The organism is Cognatiyoonia sediminum (genome assembly GCF_900129845.1).
Lineage (GTDB): Bacteria > Pseudomonadota > Alphaproteobacteria > Rhodobacterales > Rhodobacteraceae > Cognatiyoonia > Cognatiyoonia sediminum.
The window spans coordinates 113,706-135,115 of record NZ_FQXB01000007.1; the positions used below are offsets into that span (position 1 = coordinate 113,706).

36 protein-coding genes are annotated in these 21,410 nt (G+C 54.2%); 8 read left to right on the top strand and 28 right to left on the bottom strand.

The genetic code is table 11. The annotated features are described in order from the left end of the window. Positions 1-86: 86 nt before the first annotated feature. The 12 genes from BUA85_RS15665 to rpmC all read right to left on the bottom strand — a co-directional run bounded on the left by BUA85_RS15665 (position 87) and on the right by rpmC (position 6,111). Positions 87-1,298: a threonine ammonia-lyase gene (locus BUA85_RS15665; protein ID WP_072902747.1), complete on the bottom strand. Its 1,212-nt coding sequence runs from the start codon at positions 1,296-1,298 to the stop codon at positions 87-89. 508 nt (positions 1,299-1,806) lie between these two features. Continuing rightward, entirely contained in the window at positions 1,807-1,995 is a 189-nt protein-coding gene (gene rpmD / locus BUA85_RS15670) for a 50S ribosomal protein L30 (protein ID WP_072902749.1), read from the bottom strand. A 13-nt stretch (positions 1,996-2,008) separates the two neighbouring features. After that, positions 2,009-2,584 (bottom strand): 30S ribosomal protein S5, encoded by a 576-nt coding sequence (rpsE, locus tag BUA85_RS15675; RefSeq protein ID WP_072902750.1) that lies wholly within the window; start codon positions 2,582-2,584, stop codon positions 2,009-2,011. Between the two features lie 113 nt (positions 2,585-2,697). Then, positions 2,698-3,063: a 50S ribosomal protein L18 gene (gene rplR, locus BUA85_RS15680; protein ID WP_072902752.1), complete on the bottom strand. Its 366-nt coding sequence runs from the start codon at positions 3,061-3,063 to the stop codon at positions 2,698-2,700. A 12-nt stretch (positions 3,064-3,075) separates the two neighbouring features. Beyond that, positions 3,076-3,609: a 50S ribosomal protein L6 gene (gene rplF / locus BUA85_RS15685; protein WP_072902754.1), complete on the bottom strand. Its 534-nt coding sequence runs from the start codon at positions 3,607-3,609 to the stop codon at positions 3,076-3,078. Positions 3,610-3,619: 10 nt separating this feature from the next. After that, positions 3,620-4,012, bottom strand: coding sequence for a 30S ribosomal protein S8 (gene rpsH / locus BUA85_RS15690; RefSeq protein WP_072902755.1), 393 nt, complete (start codon positions 4,010-4,012; stop codon positions 3,620-3,622). Positions 4,013-4,025: 13 nt separating this feature from the next. Then, complete coding sequence (gene rpsN / locus BUA85_RS15695; protein ID WP_072902757.1) at positions 4,026-4,331, bottom strand: 30S ribosomal protein S14; 306 nt, start codon at positions 4,329-4,331, stop codon at positions 4,026-4,028. A gap of 20 nt (positions 4,332-4,351) precedes the next feature. Further along, on the bottom strand, positions 4,352-4,915 hold the full coding sequence (rplE, locus tag BUA85_RS15700; protein ID WP_072902759.1) for a 50S ribosomal protein L5: 564 nt from the start codon (positions 4,913-4,915) through the stop codon (positions 4,352-4,354). Further along, positions 4,915-5,220, bottom strand: a complete 306-nt coding sequence (gene rplX / locus BUA85_RS15705) for a 50S ribosomal protein L24 (RefSeq protein ID WP_072902761.1) — start codon at positions 5,218-5,220, stop codon at positions 4,915-4,917. The genes rplE and rplX overlap by 1 nt, the downstream gene beginning before the upstream one ends. A gap of 1 nt (position 5,221) precedes the next feature. After that, a complete protein-coding gene (gene rplN / locus BUA85_RS15710; protein WP_072902763.1) occupies positions 5,222-5,590 on the bottom strand; it encodes a 50S ribosomal protein L14 in 369 nt (122 codons plus the stop codon). Between the two features lie 80 nt (positions 5,591-5,670). Further along, positions 5,671-5,901: a 30S ribosomal protein S17 gene (rpsQ, locus tag BUA85_RS15715; protein ID WP_072902765.1), complete on the bottom strand. Its 231-nt coding sequence runs from the start codon at positions 5,899-5,901 to the stop codon at positions 5,671-5,673. 3 nt (positions 5,902-5,904) lie between these two features. After that, positions 5,905-6,111 (bottom strand): 50S ribosomal protein L29, encoded by a 207-nt coding sequence (gene rpmC / locus BUA85_RS15720; RefSeq protein WP_072902766.1) that lies wholly within the window; start codon positions 6,109-6,111, stop codon positions 5,905-5,907. Positions 6,112-6,229: 118 nt separating this feature from the next. On the opposite strand from rpmC, the gene BUA85_RS15725 reads away from it, so the two are divergent. Beyond that, positions 6,230-6,721, top strand: a complete 492-nt coding sequence (locus BUA85_RS15725; RefSeq protein ID WP_072902768.1) for a hypothetical protein — start codon at positions 6,230-6,232, stop codon at positions 6,719-6,721. Between the two features lie 31 nt (positions 6,722-6,752). Here the strand turns inward: BUA85_RS15725 and BUA85_RS15730 are convergent, their stop codons facing one another. Beyond that, positions 6,753-7,205 (bottom strand): hypothetical protein, encoded by a 453-nt coding sequence (locus BUA85_RS15730; protein WP_072902770.1) that lies wholly within the window; start codon positions 7,203-7,205, stop codon positions 6,753-6,755. 53 nt (positions 7,206-7,258) lie between these two features. After that, positions 7,259-7,399, bottom strand: coding sequence for a hypothetical protein (locus BUA85_RS16840; protein WP_165611632.1), 141 nt, complete (start codon positions 7,397-7,399; stop codon positions 7,259-7,261). 218 nt (positions 7,400-7,617) lie between these two features. Between BUA85_RS16840 and BUA85_RS15735 the strand changes: the two genes are divergently transcribed. Beyond that, the gene (locus tag BUA85_RS15735; RefSeq protein ID WP_072902772.1) at positions 7,618-8,235 is read left to right on the top strand and encodes a TIGR02466 family protein; all 618 of its coding nucleotides are present in this window, start codon (positions 7,618-7,620) and stop codon (positions 8,233-8,235) included. A 187-nt stretch (positions 8,236-8,422) separates the two neighbouring features. Here the strand turns inward: BUA85_RS15735 and BUA85_RS15740 are convergent, their stop codons facing one another. Next, positions 8,423-9,016 carry an OsmC family protein gene (locus BUA85_RS15740; RefSeq protein WP_072902774.1) on the bottom strand — a complete coding sequence of 198 codons (594 nt, stop codon included), beginning with the start codon at positions 9,014-9,016 and terminating at the stop codon, positions 8,423-8,425. Between the two features lie 121 nt (positions 9,017-9,137). On the opposite strand from BUA85_RS15740, the gene BUA85_RS15745 reads away from it, so the two are divergent. The 3 genes from BUA85_RS15745 to BUA85_RS17050 are packed head-to-tail and all read left to right on the top strand — an operon-like array spanning position 9,138 to position 10,352. After that, positions 9,138-9,929: a CE1 family esterase gene (locus tag BUA85_RS15745; protein WP_072902775.1), complete on the top strand. Its 792-nt coding sequence runs from the start codon at positions 9,138-9,140 to the stop codon at positions 9,927-9,929. Beyond that, on the top strand, positions 9,919-10,221 hold the full coding sequence (locus BUA85_RS15750) for a hypothetical protein (protein WP_131802824.1): 303 nt from the start codon (positions 9,919-9,921) through the stop codon (positions 10,219-10,221). Before BUA85_RS15745 ends, BUA85_RS15750 begins: the two co-directional genes overlap by 11 nt. After that, positions 10,218-10,352, top strand: coding sequence for a hypothetical protein (locus tag BUA85_RS17050; protein WP_278246416.1), 135 nt, complete (start codon positions 10,218-10,220; stop codon positions 10,350-10,352). The genes BUA85_RS15750 and BUA85_RS17050 overlap by 4 nt, the downstream gene beginning before the upstream one ends. A 144-nt stretch (positions 10,353-10,496) precedes the next feature. Here the strand turns inward: BUA85_RS17050 and BUA85_RS15755 are convergent, their stop codons facing one another. After that, a complete protein-coding gene (locus tag BUA85_RS15755) occupies positions 10,497-10,943 on the bottom strand; it encodes a DUF4345 domain-containing protein (RefSeq protein WP_072902778.1) in 447 nt (148 codons plus the stop codon). A 126-nt stretch (positions 10,944-11,069) separates the two neighbouring features. Between BUA85_RS15755 and BUA85_RS15760 the strand changes: the two genes are divergently transcribed. Continuing rightward, the gene (locus tag BUA85_RS15760) at positions 11,070-11,666 is read left to right on the top strand and encodes a TetR/AcrR family transcriptional regulator (protein WP_072902780.1); all 597 of its coding nucleotides are present in this window, start codon (positions 11,070-11,072) and stop codon (positions 11,664-11,666) included. A 275-nt stretch (positions 11,667-11,941) separates the two neighbouring features. Here the strand turns inward: BUA85_RS15760 and rplP are convergent, their stop codons facing one another. The 12 genes from rplP to rpsJ all read right to left on the bottom strand — a co-directional run bounded on the left by rplP (position 11,942) and on the right by rpsJ (position 18,886). Beyond that, a complete protein-coding gene (gene rplP, locus BUA85_RS15765) occupies positions 11,942-12,355 on the bottom strand; it encodes a 50S ribosomal protein L16 (RefSeq protein WP_072902781.1) in 414 nt (137 codons plus the stop codon). Positions 12,356-12,368: 13 nt separating this feature from the next. Beyond that, a complete protein-coding gene (gene rpsC, locus BUA85_RS15770) occupies positions 12,369-13,070 on the bottom strand; it encodes a 30S ribosomal protein S3 (protein ID WP_072902783.1) in 702 nt (233 codons plus the stop codon). Beyond that, positions 13,070-13,450 carry a 50S ribosomal protein L22 gene (gene rplV, locus BUA85_RS15775; RefSeq protein WP_072902785.1) on the bottom strand — a complete coding sequence of 127 codons (381 nt, stop codon included), beginning with the start codon at positions 13,448-13,450 and terminating at the stop codon, positions 13,070-13,072. The genes rpsC and rplV overlap by 1 nt, the downstream gene beginning before the upstream one ends. 2 nt (positions 13,451-13,452) lie before the next feature. Beyond that, positions 13,453-13,731 carry a 30S ribosomal protein S19 gene (gene rpsS / locus BUA85_RS15780; protein WP_072902787.1) on the bottom strand — a complete coding sequence of 93 codons (279 nt, stop codon included), beginning with the start codon at positions 13,729-13,731 and terminating at the stop codon, positions 13,453-13,455. A 2-nt stretch (positions 13,732-13,733) separates the two neighbouring features. Then, complete coding sequence (rplB, locus tag BUA85_RS15785) at positions 13,734-14,576, bottom strand: 50S ribosomal protein L2 (protein ID WP_072902788.1); 843 nt, start codon at positions 14,574-14,576, stop codon at positions 13,734-13,736. 327 nt (positions 14,577-14,903) lie between these two features. Next, positions 14,904-15,356, bottom strand: a complete 453-nt coding sequence (locus BUA85_RS15790; RefSeq protein WP_131802825.1) for a hypothetical protein — start codon at positions 15,354-15,356, stop codon at positions 14,904-14,906. 183 nt (positions 15,357-15,539) lie between these two features. Further along, complete coding sequence (locus BUA85_RS15795) at positions 15,540-15,884, bottom strand: DUF2200 domain-containing protein (protein ID WP_072902824.1); 345 nt, start codon at positions 15,882-15,884, stop codon at positions 15,540-15,542. A gap of 96 nt (positions 15,885-15,980) precedes the next feature. Continuing rightward, on the bottom strand, positions 15,981-16,661 hold the full coding sequence (locus BUA85_RS15800) for a VPLPA-CTERM sorting domain-containing protein (RefSeq protein WP_072902791.1): 681 nt from the start codon (positions 16,659-16,661) through the stop codon (positions 15,981-15,983). A gap of 266 nt (positions 16,662-16,927) precedes the next feature. Continuing rightward, entirely contained in the window at positions 16,928-17,224 is a 297-nt protein-coding gene (locus tag BUA85_RS15805; RefSeq protein ID WP_072902793.1) for a 50S ribosomal protein L23, read from the bottom strand. Then, the gene (rplD, locus tag BUA85_RS15810) at positions 17,221-17,838 is read right to left on the bottom strand and encodes a 50S ribosomal protein L4 (protein WP_072902795.1); all 618 of its coding nucleotides are present in this window, start codon (positions 17,836-17,838) and stop codon (positions 17,221-17,223) included. Before rplD ends, BUA85_RS15805 begins: the two co-directional genes overlap by 4 nt. After that, a complete protein-coding gene (gene rplC / locus BUA85_RS15815; RefSeq protein WP_072902797.1) occupies positions 17,828-18,559 on the bottom strand; it encodes a 50S ribosomal protein L3 in 732 nt (243 codons plus the stop codon). Before rplC ends, rplD begins: the two co-directional genes overlap by 11 nt. A gap of 12 nt (positions 18,560-18,571) precedes the next feature. Then, positions 18,572-18,886 carry a 30S ribosomal protein S10 gene (rpsJ, locus tag BUA85_RS15820; RefSeq protein WP_072902798.1) on the bottom strand — a complete coding sequence of 105 codons (315 nt, stop codon included), beginning with the start codon at positions 18,884-18,886 and terminating at the stop codon, positions 18,572-18,574. 793 nt (positions 18,887-19,679) lie between these two features. Between rpsJ and BUA85_RS15830 the strand changes: the two genes are divergently transcribed. Together BUA85_RS15830 and BUA85_RS15835 are read left to right on the top strand one after the other, a co-directional pair. Then, positions 19,680-19,973: a Dabb family protein gene (locus BUA85_RS15830; RefSeq protein ID WP_072902802.1), complete on the top strand. Its 294-nt coding sequence runs from the start codon at positions 19,680-19,682 to the stop codon at positions 19,971-19,973. Between the two features lie 5 nt (positions 19,974-19,978). After that, a complete protein-coding gene (locus BUA85_RS15835; protein ID WP_072902803.1) occupies positions 19,979-21,091 on the top strand; it encodes an aminodeoxychorismate synthase component I in 1,113 nt (370 codons plus the stop codon). Positions 21,092-21,410 lie beyond the last annotated feature (319 nt).

Below are 21,410 nucleotides of genomic sequence, written 5' to 3' on the forward strand. Positions count from 1 at the left end.
AGCGGACCTTTCTAGCGTTTCATTGAGTCGATCTACGTCATAGATGTAATATTATAACATTACAAATGCGAACTGCTCCAAACGCCCTAAACCCCGCTATCCGTCCGCAACCGGAAGCCCGCACCGCGCAGCGTCCCCACAATCTCTTTCACATGCTCGATGTCACGCGCTTCGATGACCACATCCAGCTCCGCTTGCTTCAATGACACCGATTGCATCATCCGCTGATGGATCACCTCCACCACGTTGGCGCCTGCCTCACCAATGATCCGCGAAATGTCCGCCAATTGACCCGGCGTGTCGTCGATCTCAAACGTCAACCGCGTGATCCGACCATCGCGCACCAAACCGCGCAAGATCAACGTCGACAACAGCCGAGAGTCAATGTTCCCGCCACAAATCACCAACCCAACTTTTTTACCGCGATAGTGGTCAATATTGTTCTTGATCACCGCCAAGCCAGCCCCCGGCGCGCCTTCGGCCACCAGTTTCTCCGACGACAACAAATCGAACACGGCTTCTTCGATCTCAGCCTCTGTCGCCACATCAATCCGGTCAACATGCTGCTTGATCACAGCAACATTCGCTGCCGAAGGCTCCTTCACCGCGATGCCTTCCGCCAGAGTCGCGCCGTCAAAATGAGTCGATCGACCGTCGAACTGCGCCTTCACGGCGTCAAAAACCCGCGCCTGAGACCCAACAACCTCAACATCTGGCTTCACCGCCTTCGCCGCCACCGCCATGCCCGCAATCAAACCGCCGCCGCCAATCGGCACAACGATACTGTCGAGATCAGGCACCTGTTCCAACATCTCCAGCGCCACAGTGCCCTGCCCCGCCGCGACGTCCGGATCATCAAACGGATGGATAAACGTCAGCTCCTCCTTCGCGGCCAAGTCGTGGGTGAACTGAACGCCCTCATCAAAGCCGGTGCCATGCAACACCACTTTGGCCCCAAACTCTTCGGTCCGCTTCACCTTGTTGAACGGCGTGCCCACCGGCATCACGATGGTCGAGGCTACGCCCAATCGCGTCGCGTGATAGGCCACGCCCTGCGCATGATTGCCCGCACTGCAGGCAATCACACCCGCGCGGCGCTGCGCCTCATCCAGCGTCAGCAACTTCGCCAATGCCCCGCGCGCCTTAAACGCGTTGGTGTGCTGAAGATTCTCAAGCTTGAGATAAAGATCGATCCCCAACTGCAGCGAAAGCCGCGCCGCCCGCACCGTAGGCGTGCGGATGGTCGCGTCTTGGATTGCTGCGTAGGTCGAGTGGATCAGGTCTGGGGTCAATGTCATGCGCGGACCCTGCGCGACACAGGACTAGGCGTCAAGCGACCCCTTATTCTTCAAGACCGGTGAGACTTCTCACGCAGATACTCTGTCCAGCACGGAACAGGCTCGGATTTGAAGAAGGTCACGATGCGGATGCGGAGTGTTTTGAAACGAGCGGCCATGGGAGGGAGGTCCATCTATTGGGTTGCTTACCGCCCCTCTACGCCTGCACCGCACACCTGACGACTGCCAATTTTGCATAGCCGCTTTGCGTTGTGGGTTTTGCCTGGATTGGGTCGGAACAAGCCGAAGGCGCCGATCCATCGCCAGTCCGCCCCACCGGGCTGGCGATTTGGCTGATCTAGGCACGACGATGACCCGTCTCGCCAAAGTTGAGGAATAAAGTGCCCAGAAAATCGGGGCGCTCGCCACCCCGCGGACTGTCGACGGAGCGGCTTAACCTCAAAACAGCAAAAAACCCCGCAGTTTCCCGCGAGGCTTTGAAAGCTTAAACGATACGCAAAGCCGCGTCTCACCCCTTCTCTTCGATAATCTCCACCAAGTGAGGGATGCTTTCCACCATACCACGGACAGAAGGTGTATCTTCCAGCTCACGGGTGCGGTTCATTTTGTTCAGGCCAAGACCAACAAGCGTTGCGCGCTGTTTGGCTGGGCGGCGGATCGGAGAGCCGATCTGCTTGACGACGATTGTTTTTGCCATTGTTCAGATCTCCTTAGGCTTCAGCCGGCACTTCGGCTTCAGCAGCAGGGGCTGCGTCTTTGTGCAGGACGTCAGCGACCTTCTTACCACGACGCTGTGCAACATTGCGAGGGCTCTGACATTTCTTCAGGCCGTCGATGGTTGCACGGATCATGTTGTAAGGGTTGGCAGAGCCGTTGGACTTGGACACAACGTCCTGAACACCCAGCATCTCAAATACCGCACGCATTGGACCACCGGCGATGATACCAGTACCAACAGGCGCTGTGCGCATGATGACTTTACCAGCGCCGTGACGGCCCTCGATGTCGTGGTGCAGCGTACGACCGTCGCGCAAAGGCACGCGGATCATCTGACGCTTGGCTTGCTCAGTCGCCTTGCGGATCGCCTCAGGCACCTCTTTCGCTTTACCCTTGCCGAAGCCAACGCGACCTTTTTGGTCACCGACAACTACCAAGGCAGCAAAGCCAAAGTTCTTACCACCCTTTGTGGTCTTGGACACCCGGTTGATAGCGACCAGACGGTCTGCAAACTCAGGTGCTTGCTCGTCACGATTGCGGCCCCGGCCGCGGTTTTCACGTTCTGCCATTCCTGGCGTCCTTTCTATGTTGACCCCAAGGGTCGTTTTGTCCGATCGCAGTGGGCCAAACGGACCCCCCGATCATCGAGGGCGCGAACCACTGGTCCGCGCCCTTCAACGTATTAAAGTTTCAAACCACCTTCACGGGCAGCATCGGCCAAAGCCTTTACCTTACCGTGGAAGAGGAAGCCGCCGCGGTCAAAATACGCAACTTCGACACCTGCTTTTTTCGCGCGCTCTGCAATTGCAGCACCCACTTTTGTCGCAGCCTCGATGTTGTTTTTGCCGACAACGCCCAGTGCCTTCTCTTGAGAAGACGCAGATGCGATTGTCACACCATTCGTATCGTCGATCAGCTGAACGCTGATGTTCTTGTTAGAACGGTGCACGGACAAACGTGGGCGACCCACATTTGCAGTGACTTTCTTGATTTTGTTCCGAACGCGCAGACGGCGCTTAAGGAACAGTGTTCGCTTAGTATTAGCCATATCTTACGGTCCTTACTTCTTCTTGCCTTCTTTGCGGAAGATGTATTCGTCCTTGTACTTGATGCCTTTGCCTTTGTAGGGCTCTGGCTTACGCCATTCGCGGATATTTGCCGCGACCTGGCCAACAAGCTGCTGGTCGATACCTTCCACAGTGATTTCAGTTGGCTTTGCCGCTGTGACGGTCACGCCTTCTGGAACCTCGAAGTTCACTTCGTGAGAATAGCCAAGGGACAGCTTCAGGACATTGCCCTGCATCTGTGCACGATAACCAACACCGTTGATCTCAAGCTCTTTCTTGAAGCCCTCGGTCACGCCTGTCACCAGGTTCTGCACCTGCGTGCGGCTCATGCCCCACTGCTGACGCGCGCGCTTGGATTTGCCGCGTGGTTCTACGGATACCGCGTTGTCCTCAACTGTGATTGTCACATCGTCTGTCGCGCTGAAGCTGCGTGTGCCCTTTGGGCCTTTCACTTCAACAGTTTGACCAGACACGGATGCTGTCACACCAGAAGGCAGGTCGACCGGTCTTTTACCAATACGAGACATCTGTGCCCCCTTAGAATACTGTGCAGAGCACTTCACCACCAACGTTGGCAGCACGTGCATTTGCATCCGACATCACACCTTTGGAGGTGGAGACAATCGACACACCCAAGCCCTGACGGACTTCTGGAATGTCATTGGCACCCAGGTACACGCGACGACCGGGCTTTGAGACCCGCTTGAGTTCGCGAATAACTGGCATACCGTCGTGGTACTTCAGCTCGATGCGCAGGGCTGGGTGACCATCCTTGCCATCAACTTTTTCGTAGCCGCGGATGTAGCCTTCGTCGGCCAGCACATCCAAAACCCATGCGCGCAGCTTGGACGCAGGTGTTTCCACGTCTGTCTTGCCGCGCATGTGGCTGTTGCGGATACGTGTGAGCATATCACCGATAGGATCGTTCATAATTTACTCTCCCTTACCAGCTTGACTTAACCATGCCGGGGATCTCGCCATTGGACCCAAGGTCACGAAGCGCGATACGGCTGATTTTCAGTTTACGGTAATAGGCGTGTGGACGCCCGGTGAGCTGACAACGGTTGTGAAGACGCGTTGCAGAAGAGTTGCGAGGCAATTTTGCCAATTCAAGGCTGGCCTTGAAACGCTCTTCTACAGGGATCTCCTGGTTGTTGATGATTGCCTTCAACGCGGCACGCTTTTCAGCATACTGAGCGACGAGGCGTTCGCGCTTTTTCTCGCGCTCGATCATGGATTTTTTAGCCATATCTATTTCTCCTCGAACGCTTAGCTGTTGAACGGCATGTTGAATGCTTTCAACAGGCTCTTCGCTTCAGCGTCGGTTGGTGCAGTAGTGCAGATCACGATGTCCATGCCCCAGTTCTCATCGATCTTGTCAAAGTCGATCTCTGGGAACACGAGGTGCTCTTTGATGCCCATGGCGTAGTTGCCACGACCGTCAAAAGATTTGCCGGACACGCCGCGGAAGTCACGAATACGTGGCATCGCGATGGTGATCAGACGCTCAAGGAATTCGTACATCCGGTCGCCCCGCAGGGTCACTTTCGCGCCCAGTGGCATACCTTCACGAACCCGGAAGCCCGCGATGGATTTGGATGCGCGTGTTGTCAGCGCCTTTTGACCTGCAATCGCTGTCAGATCTTCAACTGCGGATTTGGCTTTCTTACTGTCTTTCACAGCTTCTGCGCCACAACCGATGTTGAGAACGATCTTTTCCAGCTTTGGAATCTGCATGTCGTTCTTATAGCCGAACTCTTCCTTCATAGCGGCGCGGATCTTCTCCGCATATTCGGCCTTGAGACGCGGGGTGTAGTTTGCTGAATCAAGCATTAGATCGCATCCCCTGTTGTCTTGGCAAAGCGCACTTTCTTGTCGCCGTCCATACGGAAGCCAACGCGGGATGCTTTGCCATTCTTGTCAACAACCGCCAGGTTGCTCAGGTCAATCGGCATCGCCTGTGGCGTACGACCACCTTGAGAGTTCTGTGTTTGCTTCTGGTGACGGATCGCGATGTTCACGCCATCCACAACCGCTTTACCAGCCTTTGGATTGACAGAAGAGATTGTGCCCTTCTTGCCTTTATCCTTGCCAGCAAGAACGATCACTTCATCACCTTTGCGGAGTTTCGCAGCCATCTTATAGCACCTCCGGAGCAAGTGAGATAATCTTCATGAAGCTTTTGCCGCGCAGCTCACGAACAACTGGGCCAAAGATACGTGTACCGATCGGTTCATTGTTGTTGTTGAGGATAACGGCAGCGTTGCGATCAAAACGGATCGATGTGCCGTCTTCGCGACGTACTTCTTTTGCAGTGCGTACGACGACGGCTTTACGCACGTCACCTTTCTTTACGCGACCGCGTGGAATGGCTTCCTTAACCGACACAACGATAATGTCACCGACACTAGCGTAACGACGGTGGGAACCACCCAGAACCTTGATGCACTGAACACGGCGTGCGCCGCTGTTGTCAGCAACATCCAGATTGGTCTGCATCTGGATCATTTGGTTTCCTTCCGACCTATGAGGTAAGTCCCGATTTCTGTCCGGGGCCCCAGGGTTTCGTTAAACCGGGTGTTATTGCCCTAGGAGGCAATAACCTCCCAGCGTTTGGTTTTCGACTTTGGTGCACATTCCTGAATGCGGACTTTGTCACCAACGTTGAATGCGTTGTTCTCGTCGTGAGCACGATACTTCTTCGACTTACGAACAGTTTTAGCGAGCAGCGGGTGCTTGAAACGACGCTCGACCAATACAGTAACGGTCTGTGCGTTTTGGTTGCTTGTCACAACTCCTGCAAGGATACGCTTAGGCATAGATTAAGCCTCCTTCGCGGCCGCTGCGGCCTTTTCGTTTAGGATTGTCTTTACACGAGCAGCATTGCGACGTGCGTTGCGCATTGCGGCTGTGTTTTCCATCTGGCCTGTCGCTTGCTGGAAGCGCAGGTTGAAGGATTCTTTTTTCAGATTTGCCAGCTCATCACGAAGCTGATCGGGAGTTTTCTCCCGCAGTTCCTTGGCGTCCATCGCCCTTTTCCTTTCAACATCACTGGCAGGCCCCTTGGTGGGTTACCTGATTCCCAGTGGAGTGGTACCGAAGTGCGCCGTATAGGAGGGTTTGGGAGATGTGGCAAGGGGGTTTGTTGTGTTGCTGATCATGCTACAGGTTACAGCTCAGCGACGCCGACAAAATGAGGGTCTTCCAGTGCCATTTTTCAAAGTATTGCTGTTAGGCTTGCTTTCTTTGGTTGGCGGCTGCACCGACCTCATTTCGACTAAAGTAATCAATCCATATCCGGATGAACCCGAAAGACATATGCGGATTAGCACATCCCTTCGAGCAATTTCCGGAGTTGCTTGGTCATTGGAGCAAGATGGCTCATTTGTGAGCTTCGGCGGACCCCTCGGGGGAAAAATAGACTTTCCGCTTTCCAGAGTAATCCTAATCAGCAATACCGGAATAACCTTGGAGACAGCTTCTGATACATTTCGAGAAGCTACTAAGGTCCAAACATTGCATGATGAGGCGGAAGCCTACTGCGGAGAAATTGGCTATATAAGGAAGGAAATTGGCGGCTCGTATGTTGGCACCAAGAACGGTGATTTGTTTTTTGTCGATCTTTGCGAACCCGAATAGACTATAATAAGTTGCCGCCCGACATCGCGGGTCAGCCCCCGACCCTCCCCACGAGAGGGGGTTTCACCCCCACCCAGGGTCTGGGGCCGCCCTTTGTTTCAACGCACCGGTTCAAGCCACCTTCCTCACAAAGCAACGAACAACGGAAAACCTCATTCGCCTCCATATCCGGCAGACCAAAATCTTCGGCAAGATTTCCGCCCAAGCCCAAATAGATACCCCTCGCAGGTTCTTCGGCATCCCAAAGCAAAGTCTCCAACATGATCAAATGCAACGCCGCCGCACGAACCGGAGTGTTCTGATCGGCTTCCATCAACTCCAGCGAGGCCAGCATGATCTGAGCAATACGGATCGCGGACTCGCCGTCATAAGCGTCGATACTTGGGTGCAGAACTGACACTGACGCCGGAAATTCGTCAGTCAGCCAACTGATTTCCTCAAGTGAGTTATTGAAGGTTCTACAAGCGGCGTGAACGGGTGCCACAAGACTTATCGTTGCACATAATGCCAATGCGAAAGTCAGATTGAGTTTTGGTCTCACAGGACTTTACTCCTATCCTGCAACCAATCCGCAAACTCATCCTCACTGACTATACTCGCGGCTAGGTCCTCCATATACCGCACCACGTCATCCGGCGGTGCGGCCAATCCATCCCCGTTCAACCCAAGAAACGCCATTCCCTTGAACCCCTCAATACTTTATCGCCTAAAAGCCATCATCAACACCACATGCCGGAAACGTCACGACAAAGAAACACAATTTCCGAAAGCCCTTGATCACACCTAGAACCCCAAGCTCTTTCATCTTGGCAAAAAACTCGCCCCGCAAGGTCGGCACGTCACATCACTCAACATTGCCATCTGTCACTGAGGTCGAAATCGGGTTATGACGCGGCATGACCCTAAAATCCCTCTTCGCGACCCGTCTTTATCACGCACCCCTCAACGATCACGGGTCTATCGACCCTGATGAGCTGGTCGCCAATTGCTACGGAATCGCGGAAGATGACGAAGCCGGGCAAGACTGGTGTGAGACAGAAGGCTTTCCGGGTTACACCTCCTACGCCTCACTTACAGACCTGCCTTGGCGGTTTCCGATCTTTGCCGACGTCGTCGCGGCGCTCGACAAACATGTCGCCGCATTCGCGAAGGATTGCGCCTTTGATCTCGGCGACAAAGAACTCAAGCTAGAAGATATCTGGATCAACATCCTCCCCCCCGGCGGCATCCACACAGGCCACATCCACCCGCATTCGGTGATCAGCGGCACCACATATGTGGCCCTCCCCGAAGGCTCCGCCGCGATCAAATACGAAGACCCTCGGCTCGCGATGATGATGGCCGCCCCGCCGCGCTTGAAAGACGCAGCCGAGGAGCTGCGCCAGTTCATCTACGTCAAGCCCGCGGTCGGTGACGTCCTACTCTGGGAAAGCTGGCTCCGCCACGAAGTGCCGATGAACGAAGCCGAAGACGACGACCGTATATCTGTCAGCTTCAACTACAGCTGGGGCTAGGCCTCTAAAACTATAGAGCAACCTTAGGTTCGCGCCCGACCCCGAGGGCGACTCGAAATTCGCACCGAACTCACCTCAAAGTGCGGAGGGCTTCATCCTTTTCATACCTCGCGTAGTCGCGCCCGCCCTGGGGGGCGGGGTCGGGCGCGAACCGGATCGCAAGCGATCCGGAGAAAGACAGATGGCCTTATCCCTTATTCGCCATCAGTTCGTTGCCATTATGAATCAACCGCGATGACCACGGGATCGGATTGCGCAGAGCGAAATGCGCCATACAGGCATTCTCCGCCTCTTCCATCAAATCCTTGATCCGCTCTTCCGGCTCATCGCTGTCGATGATGACATGCGTCTCGATATGCTCCATCGAGCCATCGGTCGTGTGCCCCAACTGACGCATGTTCGAAAGATTGGTCTTAAAGCCAACCTGCTGTTCTAGCTTCAGCGACTTAATCGAGATGCCGCGTGCGGTGTAAATATCCGTCAAATGCGTCATCAGGCAAAACCCAATCCCCGCGCAAAGAAACGCCAAAGGCGGCGGCGCGGTGTCATCGCCAACGGGCGTCTGCTCATCGCAATACAGCCGCACAGCCGAAAAGCCCGGGATATTCACCTGCACCAATCCGGTCTTCTTTTGGCGCTCCTCCGCCTCTGCCGTCAAAACGATCTCAAACTCCAGTGGTTCTGGCGGTTTGGCCTTTTTGAACGGTTTGGCCTCAAACTGCGTTGGCGCCGGCTGTACGTCGCTCCGCTCGCCAACATGAAAAAATGTGTCGTTTGACATGGATCGTCCTTCCTCTTTGCGGAGAGTGTTGCAGAGCGGACGAACAATGGCAAAGCCGGAACGGAGAACTCTGTCACTTATGTGATTTCCCCTCACCCCAGGGGCTAGCTATGCTCGCGCCATGATACGTTTTTTCTGCCTTTTGGGCTTCATTTCCCTTGGCCTAACCACCTCCGCCTCCGCCTGCGGCGGGTTGGAGGCCTGCTCTGTCGGCGACCGATCCTATCACGTCAGAGCTCCCGACAATTGGGACGGCGAAACGCCCCTACCGGTGCTGCTGCACTTCCACGGATGGGGGCGGCAGGGCGATCTGATCATGACCCATCGGCGCATCGCGATCAACGAGGTGGCAGAGAACGTGCTGCTGATCGCCCCCAACGGCTTGAGGGGCTCTTGGTTCTTTTGGCAACCGAATTCCCCTGACTCCGATTTCGCACGCGCTGCCATCGACGACGCCGCTGCTCGTTTTCCGATCGATCGCGATAAGATCTTCGTCTCCGGCTATTCTTGGGGCGCCAATATGGCATGGCGCTTTGCCTGCGATGCGGGCGACGGGCTGGCGGGACTGTTGGCAGTCGCAGGCACCTTGCCGCAAACGATGGACTGCGATGGCACTCCAAACGAGGTCCGACAGGTCTATGGCTTTGACGATCAGGTTTTGCCATTTCCCTACGGTCCGAACGGCGAAACCACCTATCCCGTTGCCCTCTGGCGAGAAAAACTCGGCTGCGGCGAAGGCACGGCCGAAGGCCCTTGGGCCGCTCGCAGTTTCCTGACATTCGAGCGCACGTCTTGGGACTGCGCCAATGGCCATGTGGTGCTGGACGTCCACCCCGGCGGGCATTTCATCCCGCACGATTGGATCCCGCTACAGGTCGAACAGATTTTGGAAAGGACAGGCCGTGACGACTAATCCCGCAATGACCCGCCGAACCTTTACGCTCGGCACCCTCACCCTCGCATGGGCGGCAACGTCAGCGCGTGCAGATGGCGGCATCGCGCTGGATGGACTGGGCCGCGCGATCAAAGGCTACGATACCCGTGCCTATTTTACAGAAAGCACGGCCAAATTGGGATCAGATGCGCATAGCGTCGACTGGAATGGAGCCACATGGCAGTTCGCCAGCACCGAAGACGCCGCCGCCTTTGCCGCCCCCCCCAAGCCTTCGCCCCGCAATTCGGCGGCTACTGCACCCGCGCCATGAGCTTCAAACGAACCGTCCCCGCCGACCCCGAAGTCTGGCGCATCCACAACGGCAAACTCTATATGTTCGCCCGCCCTGTGGGTGGGACAAAGTTCGACGAGAGCCCAGAGGCGATGATCGCGAAGGCCTAGGAGCATTGGGAAACGTTGTGACCTGTGTTCAAGCACCTGCATCCGGTTAAACAGTTCGTGGCTGTTGGGTGGTTGGGGAGCGGGCAGTGAATGTGTCCGCTATGCGGACAAACCGGACAAACAGGTTAGGCGAATGAAGGTCTGCTATTGGGATTGCACACCCTTGATAATCTTTGCATCGCTTTTGCCGGACGCCATCAGCCACCAAGCAAGTAGCGGAAAACCTACCAGTTCAAATGTCAGTGACGGGGCAATGGCAGCACTAAATAGGACCTCAGTTTCCATTCCACTCAGTCGAAACAGTCCCGCGGTTGCGATCATAGCCGACAGAATAATCAGTGTCGGGCGAAGCCTGCGTAGAGCAAAGCCGCCGATCACAAACACAGCGCCGACTGCGAACCAGACCCCGCCGATGAATCGAATGTGGCTGTCCTGGGTTTGAAAGGTTGCCGCATCCGTGATCGCAACAAAATCGCGTGTCGATTGCCATCCCAGTGTCTTAATCCCGCCCAGGCCGATATTCAGTCCCAAAAAGATAATAGCAGCGCCAATTATCACAACAACCGCGTTCAGTAAGTTTGTCTTGTGCATGTCACTTTTCCTCAATGCATACCCGATGGTCGAATAATATTTGGTACGCGTTCTATATTATTTCAATCTTGCCGGGGCAAGCATTAATTGGTACGCGTTCCAAAATAAACTTGAAAGGGTCCAACCATGGCTAGATCTGCTGGCAGGCCAACCCGCACTAAGGCTGAAATTCAGGAGTTCCGCTCAAAGATTGGGAAGCACGCGCTTGAGATTTACCGAGCAGAGGGCTTCGGAGCGGTTTCAATGCGCCGTTTAGCCAAGGAGGTCGGCTGCGCCCCGATGACAATCTATGCACATTTCGAGCGCAAGACGGATATTCTAAGATTCCTTTGGGCAGACGTACTCAGGGACATGTCTCATGATATCGAGAAAAAGCTGAAATCGGTCGTTGGAGCGCATGAACGGCTGCGTACCGCTGCGCAAACTTTTGTCGACTATTGGATTAATCACCCCGATCATTTTCGACTTATTTTTATGTCTAACGATGTGACGCGGGCGGATGTCAGTACGTTTATAAAGGACGAAGGTAATTTGGTGCACTTCTTGATGTTTTCGGCTTTGATTCAAGAGGTTATTCCGGATGAGCTTGAAGCTGAAGTTAGGACCGACACGCTCTTATCCGGAATGATCGGTATCGCTCTTTGTGCGAATACGATCCCCGATTACCCTTGGTCTGACGCGACATCAATGACCGAGCAGTTACTCTCGAGCATAATTGCGTAAACCAACTCGCAATTTGATGAAAAGCTGACCTTCGTACATCTCGCAGCATCGGTTAGTCTGGGCTCAAACCGGTCACTCGCCTCACCCCAAACCTCAGCGCATCGCCCGGACCTCTGGGGTGGGTGCGACAGCGCACTACCCTCAGGCGGAGCCCCGAACCGGACGCTACCCGGCTATACTGGTTGGGACAGTTGATTGGTGTCAGAAAAAACCCCCGCCGATCTCTCAGCAGGGGTTCTCACTATCTTCTCAGCAATCTCTAGCTTAACGCCAGATCACCAATCTTCCCGAACAACTGTCCGTGTCTTGATCGGCAGCTTCATCGCTGCAAGGCGCAGGGCCTCACGGGCGATGGGCTCTGGAACACCGTCGATCTCGAACATGATGCGGCCTGGTTTGACCTTGGCTGTCCACCGATCCACGGACCCCTTACCTTTACCCATCCGAACTTCGATCGGCTTGGCCGATACAGGTACATCTGGGAAGATGCGGATCCATACGCGGCCCTGACGCTTCATCTGACGCGTCATGGCACGACGGGCGGCTTCGATCTGACGGGCAGAGATACGCTCAGGCTCTAGAGCCTTCAATCCGTATGTTCCGAAGTTCAGATCTGATCCACCTTTGGCCTGACCTTTGATCCGGCCTTTGTGCATCTTACGGAATTTCGTACGCTTTGGCTGTAGCATCTATCAGCCCTCCTTAACGACGGCCGCCGCGAGGGACAGCGCCCTCTTGCAGCTCAGCGTTTTTACGGTCGCGCGCTTGTGGATCGTGCTCCATGATCTCGCCTTTGAAGATCCAGACCTTGATCCCGATGATGCCGTAAGGTGTCATCGCTTCATAGTGCGCATAATCGATGTCGGCACGCAGCGTGTGAAGTGGCACGCGGCCTTCGCGGTACCATTCTGTCCGTGCGATTTCAGCACCGCCCAGACGACCCGCAACGTTCACACGGATGCCCAAGGCACCCATACGCATGGAGTTCTGAACCGCGCGCTTCATGGCACGACGGAAAGACACACGACGCTCAAGCTGCTGACCAATGTTTTCAGCAACCAGGGCTGCGTCCAACTCAGGCTTTCGCACTTCAACGATGTTCAGGTGCAGCTCAGAGTCTGTCAGCTGAGACAGCTTCTTGCGCAGACCCTCGATGTCCGCACCTTTTTTACCGATGATCACACCCGGACGTGCAGCGTGAATGGTCACGCGGCATTTCTTATGTGGGCGTTCGATGATGACACGAGAGATACCGGACTGGCGGCACTCTTCCTTGATGAAAGCCTTGATCTTAAGGTCTTCCAAAAGAAGGTCACCATAGTCTTTGGTATCTGCGTACCAGCGGCTGTCCCAGGTGCGGTTGACCTGCAGACGCATGCCGACGGGGTTTACTTTGTTACCCATTATGCTTGCTCCTCGACCTGGCGCACCTTGATGGTGATTTCCGCGAACGGCTTGATGATGCGACCGAAACGTCCGCGCGCCCGTGGGCGACCACGCTTCATGGTCAGGTTCTTGCCGACATAAGCCTCGGCAACGATCAATTCATCAACATCCAGGTTGTGGTTGTTTTCGGCGTTGGCAATCGCAGACTGAAGACATTTCTTCACATCCCCTGCGATCCGCTTTTTGGAGAACGTCAAGTCAGTCAAAGCCTGCTCAACTTTCTTGCCACGGATCATGCCAGCGACGAGGTTCAGTTTCTGTGGCGAAGTGCGAAGCATGCGCAGTTTTGCCATTGCTTCGTTGTCAGCCACGCGGCGTGGATTCTTACCCTTGCTCATGACTATTTCCGCTTCGCTTTTTTATCAGCCGCGTGACCATAGTAGGTCCGAGTTGGCGAGTATTCACCAAACTTCTGGCCAATCATTTCTTCAGACACCAGCACAGGGATGTGCTTTTTGCCGTTGTAGACACCGAATGTCAGACCAACGAACTGTGGCAGGATGGTAGAACGACGCGACCAGATCTTGATCACTTCGTTGCGGCCGCTTTCGCGGGCTGCTTCGGCCTTTTTCAAGACGTAGGCATCCACGAATGGGCCTTTCCAGACGGAACGCGCCATGATTAACGACCCTTCTTCTTCGCGTGTCTGCTGCGGATAATCAGCTTCTGAGACGCTTTGTTCTTGTTACGTGTACGCTTACCCTTGGTGTCTTTACCCCAAGGTGTCACAGGCGTACGACCACCAGATGTGCGGCCTTCACCACCACCGTGCGGGTGGTCGATCGGGTTCATCGCAACACCACGGACGCTTGGACGGATGCCCTTATGGCGCATACGACCGGCCTTACCGTAGTTCTGGTTTGAATTGTCTGGGTTAGAAACCGCACCAACCGTCGCCATGCATTCCTGACGAACCAAGCGAAGCTCACCAGAGGACAGACGGATCTGCGCGTAGCCACCGTCACGACCAACGAATTGGGCGTATGTGCCGGCTGCACGTGCGATCTGACCACCTTTGCCCGGCTTCAGCTCGATGTTGTGAACGATTGTCCCGATGGGCATGCCAGAGAATGGCATCGCGTTACCGGGCTTAATGTCTGCTTTCGCGGCAGAGATCACCTTGTCACCAACAGCCAAACGCTGCGGGGCAAGGATGTAATTCTGTGTACCGTCTTCGTACTGGATCAGCGCGATGAAGGCTGTGCGGTTCGGGTCATATTCAATCCGCGCCACAACAGCAGACATATCCTGCTTGGTGCGTTTGAAATCGACGATGCGGTAAAGACGCTTTGCGCCACCGCCAATACGACGCGAGGTGATCCGTCCGGTGTTGTTCCGACCGCCCGACTTGGTCAAACCCTGAGTAAGGGATTTGACTGGACGTCCTTTCCAAAGCTCCGAACGGTCGATCAGCACCAGCCCACGCTGGCCTGGCGTCGTCGGTTTGTACGACTTGAGTGCCATGTTAGCTTCTTCCGTTTGCTTGGCGCCCCGGTGTTTAGGCCGAGGCTATATGGTGAAGGCCCCCGTAGGTGCCCGATTTAGAGCTATGGTGCCATCGCGTCCCGGACCTGATCCGGGACCTCTGCCACCAAAACACGACACCCCGGACGAATCCGAGGTGGTCGATGCGCGGCTTATAAGGAGGTTGGGTGTGTGTGGCAAGGGGGATTACTCAACCTCGGTACGGATCCCTTCAGGAATGATTCCCCACCTCGTTCCTTTTCCAAAAATCACAATCCTCTGACCGGATACAAGTTGGTTTCCAACGTCTTTATTCAAACCACAAATTTAACGATCCGAGAGTGACAAACCGCCCTCCAACTCACGTTGATTGCTACAGCCCCTAGCTCCAAATTTATCAAACTCCCTAACGACAAATACCATTTCCCTTTGCGTTTCAAAGAATTGGGCGTGCATCGTTGGGAACGCCAAGTTTCCCAATTCAATAGCAAGCAAGGCGGTAAAAGGTATCATGAAAATAGGCACGATCCGATCACCTATTCCCAATTTAGAAGCTTGCTTGGTCCAGACCGGCAAAACAAAAACAACAAATGCAACAATGGCCCCCAATGAGAAAGTATAAACGGGGATTGTCGCAACTGTTGCCCATGCATCAGACGTTATGAAATTTGCTGAAATTATTTGATAAAGGACAGCACCAACGCTCAATGCAAAGAACACTCCATAGAATTGGAGCGCAATTCTTTGCTTTGTTCGAAGATCCTTAAGGTCAAACCTCATTTTTACCTGACTAAGCGACCTCATTTTCGGAGTAAAGAGCCAAGAACCCTCACGGTAACAACCCAAAACGCTGAATTACAAATTACAAATGTTTACTGACTCCCAGCATAGCGACCGGGTGCCGCTGTCACATGGCTTCGCAATATGACTTTGCGCACGCGTTGAAAAACCTCGGCGGGTTTTTCAACGGAGGATATTCTCGAACTTCTTCCCCCGCGCCAGCTCGTCCACCAGCTTGTCGAGGTATCGGATCTCTTGCATTAACGGATCCTCGATCTCTTCTACCCGTATGCCGCAAACCACCCCTGTGATCAGCCTCCGGTTCGGGTTCATCGCAGGCGCCTGCGCAAAGAACGCCTCAAAATCGCGTTGATCTTCAAGGGCTTCGGCCAAGCCCGCATCATCATACCCCGTCAGCCAAGTGATCAGCTCATCCAGCTGCGCCTTGGTGCGATCCTTCTTTTCGGCTTTAGTAACATAGTGCGGATACACACTGGCAAAGCTCATTTTGAAAAGTTTGTGAGACATCAATTTTCCCTTCGACGGAAGCATGCCACCAATCCGCTCAAACGAAAAACGGCGACCCAAAGGCCGCCGTCTTTACGAATTCTTTGTAAGTCGCGCTTAGGCTTTCTTACGACGTTTCATCGCAGCCAAGCCACCGACACCTGCGAGCAGCAGAAGGCTGGACGCTGGAAGTGGGACTGCGGAAACTTGAACACCAATTACAAGGTCGTCAAAGTCGCGATCAGTGTTTGACCCAGTCAAGTCATCAAACATCAGAACGTAATAGTTTGGGTTCACCATGAAGTAGCCGATGGCAAAATTCTCTGAAGCCGGTGACGCTCCACCCTGGTTTGCAATCTGATCGTCCGGACCGTTATCTCTGGCGGTTTGGAAAATAAGATCAATCGCACCCGCAAGTTGGGTTCCAAAGGCCACATCATCTACATTGGACTCGCTCGCAAAGCCGTCCGAGTAGTTCTGGAATGTCCGTGTCGGGCTGTTTCCGATGATGGCGCCATAGTTGTCGAAGCCCGCTTCGGACCCCAAATAGGTGTAGGTCACTGAGATCTCGCCCTCACCATCAACAAAGAGACCATTTGATGAATTTTTGTCTGCGCCATTAATCACAGCGATCTCTGTACCATCGGCCAAGCCGGGCACGCCAGAAATGTCAAAATTTGACAATACCTGAGAGTTGTCAGTTCCGCCGGACCCTACAAAATTCAATGTCGCTGCAGACGCTGCTGTTCCAACCACCATAGCCGTAGCTGCAACCGCTGCAAATATAGTTTTTTTCATAAACAGAATCCCCTCATAAAAAAACTAGCCCTAATTTCGCCCAATTTTAGGCCAATTTCAACACATTTTCGCCACAAACGCTTAATCGGTGATTTTCACTGCATACTTCGCGACGATTCAGCGTTTTAAGGCGCGATTGTTTAAAAATTGGAAACAAAGCTGCGTTCTACAGCATCATCCGACAAGGTATTCTCAGATCAGAAAGCACGAAAAAAAGGCCCCCACATCGCTGCGAGGGCCCTCAATTTGTTCAAATGTGGCGGTCTTTACAGACCCGTGCTCACGTCAATCGTGTTGCCTTCTTCCAAAGTCACATAGGCTTTTTTCACGTCTTTACGTGTGCCCAACTGACCGCGGAAGCGCTTCACTTTACCTTTGGTGATTGTCGTGTTGACCGCTTTGACCTTTACACCAAAGAGAGCTTCAACAGCTTCTTTGATCATTGGCTTGTTGCTGTCGATCGCCACTTCGAAAACCACTGCTCCGTTCTCAGATGCCATTGTGGATTTCTCTGTGATGATCGGCTTGCGGATCACGTCGTAATGTTCTGCCTTGGCGCTCATTTCAAACGGGCCTCCAGTGCTTCGACGCCCGCCTTGGTCACAACGAGGGTGTCGCTTTTCAGGATGTCGTAAACGTTCGCACCCATAGTTGGGAGAACGTCGACGCCATTGATGTTGGCTGCAGCCGCTGCGAAGTTTTCGTTCACAGCTGCGTCGATGACCAATGTGCGCTTCCAACCAAGGTCTTTGACCTGCTTGGCAAGTGCGCCTGTCTTGGCATCTTTCAACTCAGCACTATCAAGGATCACCAGCTCACCCGCAGCAACCTTCGCAGACAAAGCGTGCTTCAGGCCTAGCTTACGGAACTTTTTGGTCAGGTCGTGACCGTGGCTCCGAGGTGTTGGGCCTTTATAGATACCACCTTTGCGGAAGATCGGCGCGTTACGGTCGCCGTGGCGTGCGCCACCGGTACCTTTCTGGCGATAGATCTTCTTGGTGGAATAGCTGGTTTCAGACCGTGTCTTTACCTTGTGTGTGCCAGCCTGCGCGTTGTTACGCTGCCAGCGGACCATACGGTGCAGAATGTCTGCGCGTGGCTCAAGACCAAAGATCGCGTCGTCAAGATCGACGGATCCTGCTTTCTTGCCGTCCAGTTTGATTGCATCAGCCTTCATTGTTCTCGGCCTCCACTTCTTCTGCAGGTGCTTCAGCAGCAGCTGCGGATTTCAGACCAGCAGGGTAGACTGTGTTCTCAGGTGTTGGCTTTTTCACTGCGTCTTTGATAGTGACCCAGCCGCCTTTGGAACCTGGTACAGCGCCTTTGACCATAATCAGGCCGCGGTCTTCGTCTGTGCGCACAACTTGCAAGTTCTGCGTTGTCACCTTTGCCGCACCCATGTGACCCGCCATCTTCTTACCTTTGAAGACGCGGCCAGGGTCCTGACACTGACCTGTGGAACCGTGCGAACGGTGAGAGATCGACACACCGTGTGTCGCGCGCAAACCGCCAAAGTTGTGGCGCTTCATTGCACCTGCGAAACCTTTACCGATCGAAGTGCCGGAGACGTCAACGTACTGGCCTTCGAAGTAGTGGTTTGCAGAGAACTCTTCACCAACCTCGATGAGGTTTTCAGGAGCAACGCGGAATTCAGCAACCTTACGCTTTGGTTCGACCTTCGCCGCAGCGAAGTGACCACGCATGGCTTTGGATGTGCGCTTGGCCTTAGCCGCGCCCGCACCCAGCTGAACAGCTGTATAGCCGTCTTTCTCAACAGTACGCTGAGCGACAACCTGCAGGTTTTCGAGCGAAAGAACTGTCACAGGAACCTGCTTACCGTCTTCCATGAACAAGCGGGTCATGCCCACTTTCTTTGCGATTAATCCGGAACGGAGCATCAGGGATCCTCCTTAAACGGAAATCTGAACGTCAACACCAGCGGCCAGGTCGAGCTTCATCAGCGCGTCAACGGTTTGCGGTGTTGGGTCAACGATGTCGAGAAGACGCTTGTGCGTACGGATCTCGAACTGATCGCGGGATTTCTTGTCGATGTGTGGACCACGCAGAACGGTGAACTTCTCGATCTTGTTTGGCAGCGGAATTGGGCCGCGAACAGAAGCGCCAGTACGTTTTGCTGTGGAGACGATTTCCTGAGTGCTTGCATCCAGCACCCGGTAATCAAACGCCTTTAGGCGAATACGGATGTTTTGGCTTTGTACAGCCATGTCATCACCCCTTTAAGCAGGGTTGAGATCGGAGAGGAGGATATCGGCTCATTCCGAACCCTCATCGCGTCTATTTTTCCAATATAAAAAGGGCACGACTGGCGCACCCTCATTGGATTTGGGTCGTTTAGGGGGAGTCGGGGGTTGGTGCAAGTGTTTTGTTCTGAATACCTGAAAGTAGTCAGCTTTTTGCGATTAGTTCGCTTCTTTGAGACTTCAGCAGCTCTATCAACGGGCCGCACTCGGTTTCAGAAACTGGGAAATAGTCAGCTGATTCATTCCAGTCGTCCTTAATAATGAATACCGTTTGTCTTTGCGTTGTCCTAATCACGCTCAAATTCTCTGAGATTTGGAACCGTTCGGTCGGACCGTATAAGTAACATGAAGATCGGTCACCAAACCCTAATCGAACCGGCAAGTCGAATAACTTATGGTGGTCATGCCAATTCGAAACTAAATGTACCAACGTATCTATGTCATCGCTATGCAGCTCAATCGTTTGGAGCCTTCCGCCCACGGACTTCAATTTTAGTTTGGTGCACATCCATCTGTCAGGAAAGAACGAGACCTCTATGCTTCCAATCATCGTTTTGCGATTTTCCGAAGATGCGCGGTTCTTTACGATGCGGAGATGTTTGAAGATATTCAAGTTTCGGACGATCCAACTGGAATAAGAGAATCTTTCGATCATTGTAGTCGCAAACGCACATTGCCGCACCCATTGCTTTCCCCTAAACCCCGCTCCATATAAGTGACGACCGGACACCGCCGGCCTTGGACGGAACTAAGACCCATGACTTCCCGCACTTTCATCCGCCACATTGTGTTCTTCAGCGCGAAGGACAAAGCCGACGTGGGCCGCATCGTTGATGGCCTGTCTGAGCTTGCGAAAATCCCGCATTCGGACGTCTTCGAAGTGCGGCAAAACTCGCATCAAGACACGTGGTCGGATGAGATGGATGTGGTCGTTTATGGTGAATTCAAAAACCAAGACGCCCTAAACGCCTACAAGGCGCATCCGATCTATCAAGAGGCGATCCGCGTTGTGCGGCCTTTGCGCGAATTGCGCATCGCGGCTGATATCTAAACACCATGACGCCCCGCGTCCTATTTGACAAAGGCCCGCTGCAGATGGGGACGGTGTTTGAGGCACCCGTATCGCTGATCCGTGCGGACACGTCAGACGAAGTGCCCGCCGCTTTGGACGCGATGCAGGCGGCCAAAGATGCTGGCCATTGGCTCGCCGGCTATGCCTCTTACGAGTTGGGTTATCTCTTTACCGAACGGCTCCGCGCGATCCTGCCGGAAAACCGTTCCGTTCCGTTTCTGCTGTTCGGTGTCTTCGAACGCCCGCGCCCCGACGATGACGTGGCCGAGGGGGACGCGACCCTCTCCGCCCCTGCCCCGTTGTGGGACATCGACACCTACCGTACCGCCTACGATCAAGTGAAAGATCATGTCGCCGCCGGTGATTTCTATCAGGCCAACCTAACCTTCCCAATGGAAGCCACATTGACCGGCCCGCCCGCCGCGCTCTACCGCGATCTTCGGGAAAGGCAGCCCGTACCGCATGGGGCGATGGTCGATCTTGGCGGGCCAGTGGTCTTGTCGCGCTCGCCCGAATTATTCTTTCGCGCCACCTCAGAAGGTGAGCTCACCACGCGCCCGATGAAAGGCACCATCGCGCGTGGCTCAACCATCCAAGAGGATGTCGTCAATTCATCATGGTTGCGCCGGTCCGAAAAGAACCGCGCCGAAAACCTGATGATCGTGGACCTTCTGCGCAATGACATGAGCCGGATTTCCGAAGTGGGCAGTGTCAAAGTGCCAGAACTCTATACGGTCGAAAGCTACGCGACCGTCTATCAGATGACCTCGACCATCCGGTCCCAAATGATCGAAGGCACCAGCATTCCGCAGATCTTCGAAGCGCTCTTTCCCTGTGGCTCCGTCACAGGCGCACCAAAGATCATGTCGATGACCGTGTTGGAACGGCTGGAGTATGGCCCTCGCGATGTCTATTGCGGATCAATCGGCTGGATCGCCCCCGATGGCGCGATGGAGTTCAACGTCGCCATTAGAACGCTGACCTGCTTTGACGATGGACGTGTACGCCTCAACGTCGGCGGCGGGATTGTGCACGATAGCGAGGGTGCCGACGAATATGACGAGGCGCTGCTGAAGGCTCGTTTCGCCAGCCTCTGAAACCGGTTTGACGCCCAGCCTTCGGCTTTTCTTCAAAATATCTTCGAAATGGCAAAACGGTTGATCTGTTTAGGTGTCCAACCTAAATGTAAGCGCTTGCATTCAGATTTCATTCCCGCCATTGTCGCGGCGAGATCCAATCCTGACCTGCGATTCCTGATCCGGCATCTCGAGAATTCGCAGCAGTGCAGAACCAAGGGCCCAAAATGCCAATTGAATATTTAAAAAAAGCGGAATTGACGTCATCGAGTGGCGCGTCTGATGTGCATGACACGGTTGTGTCGATCCTGTCTGAGATTGAGGCAGGGGGAGATGCGGC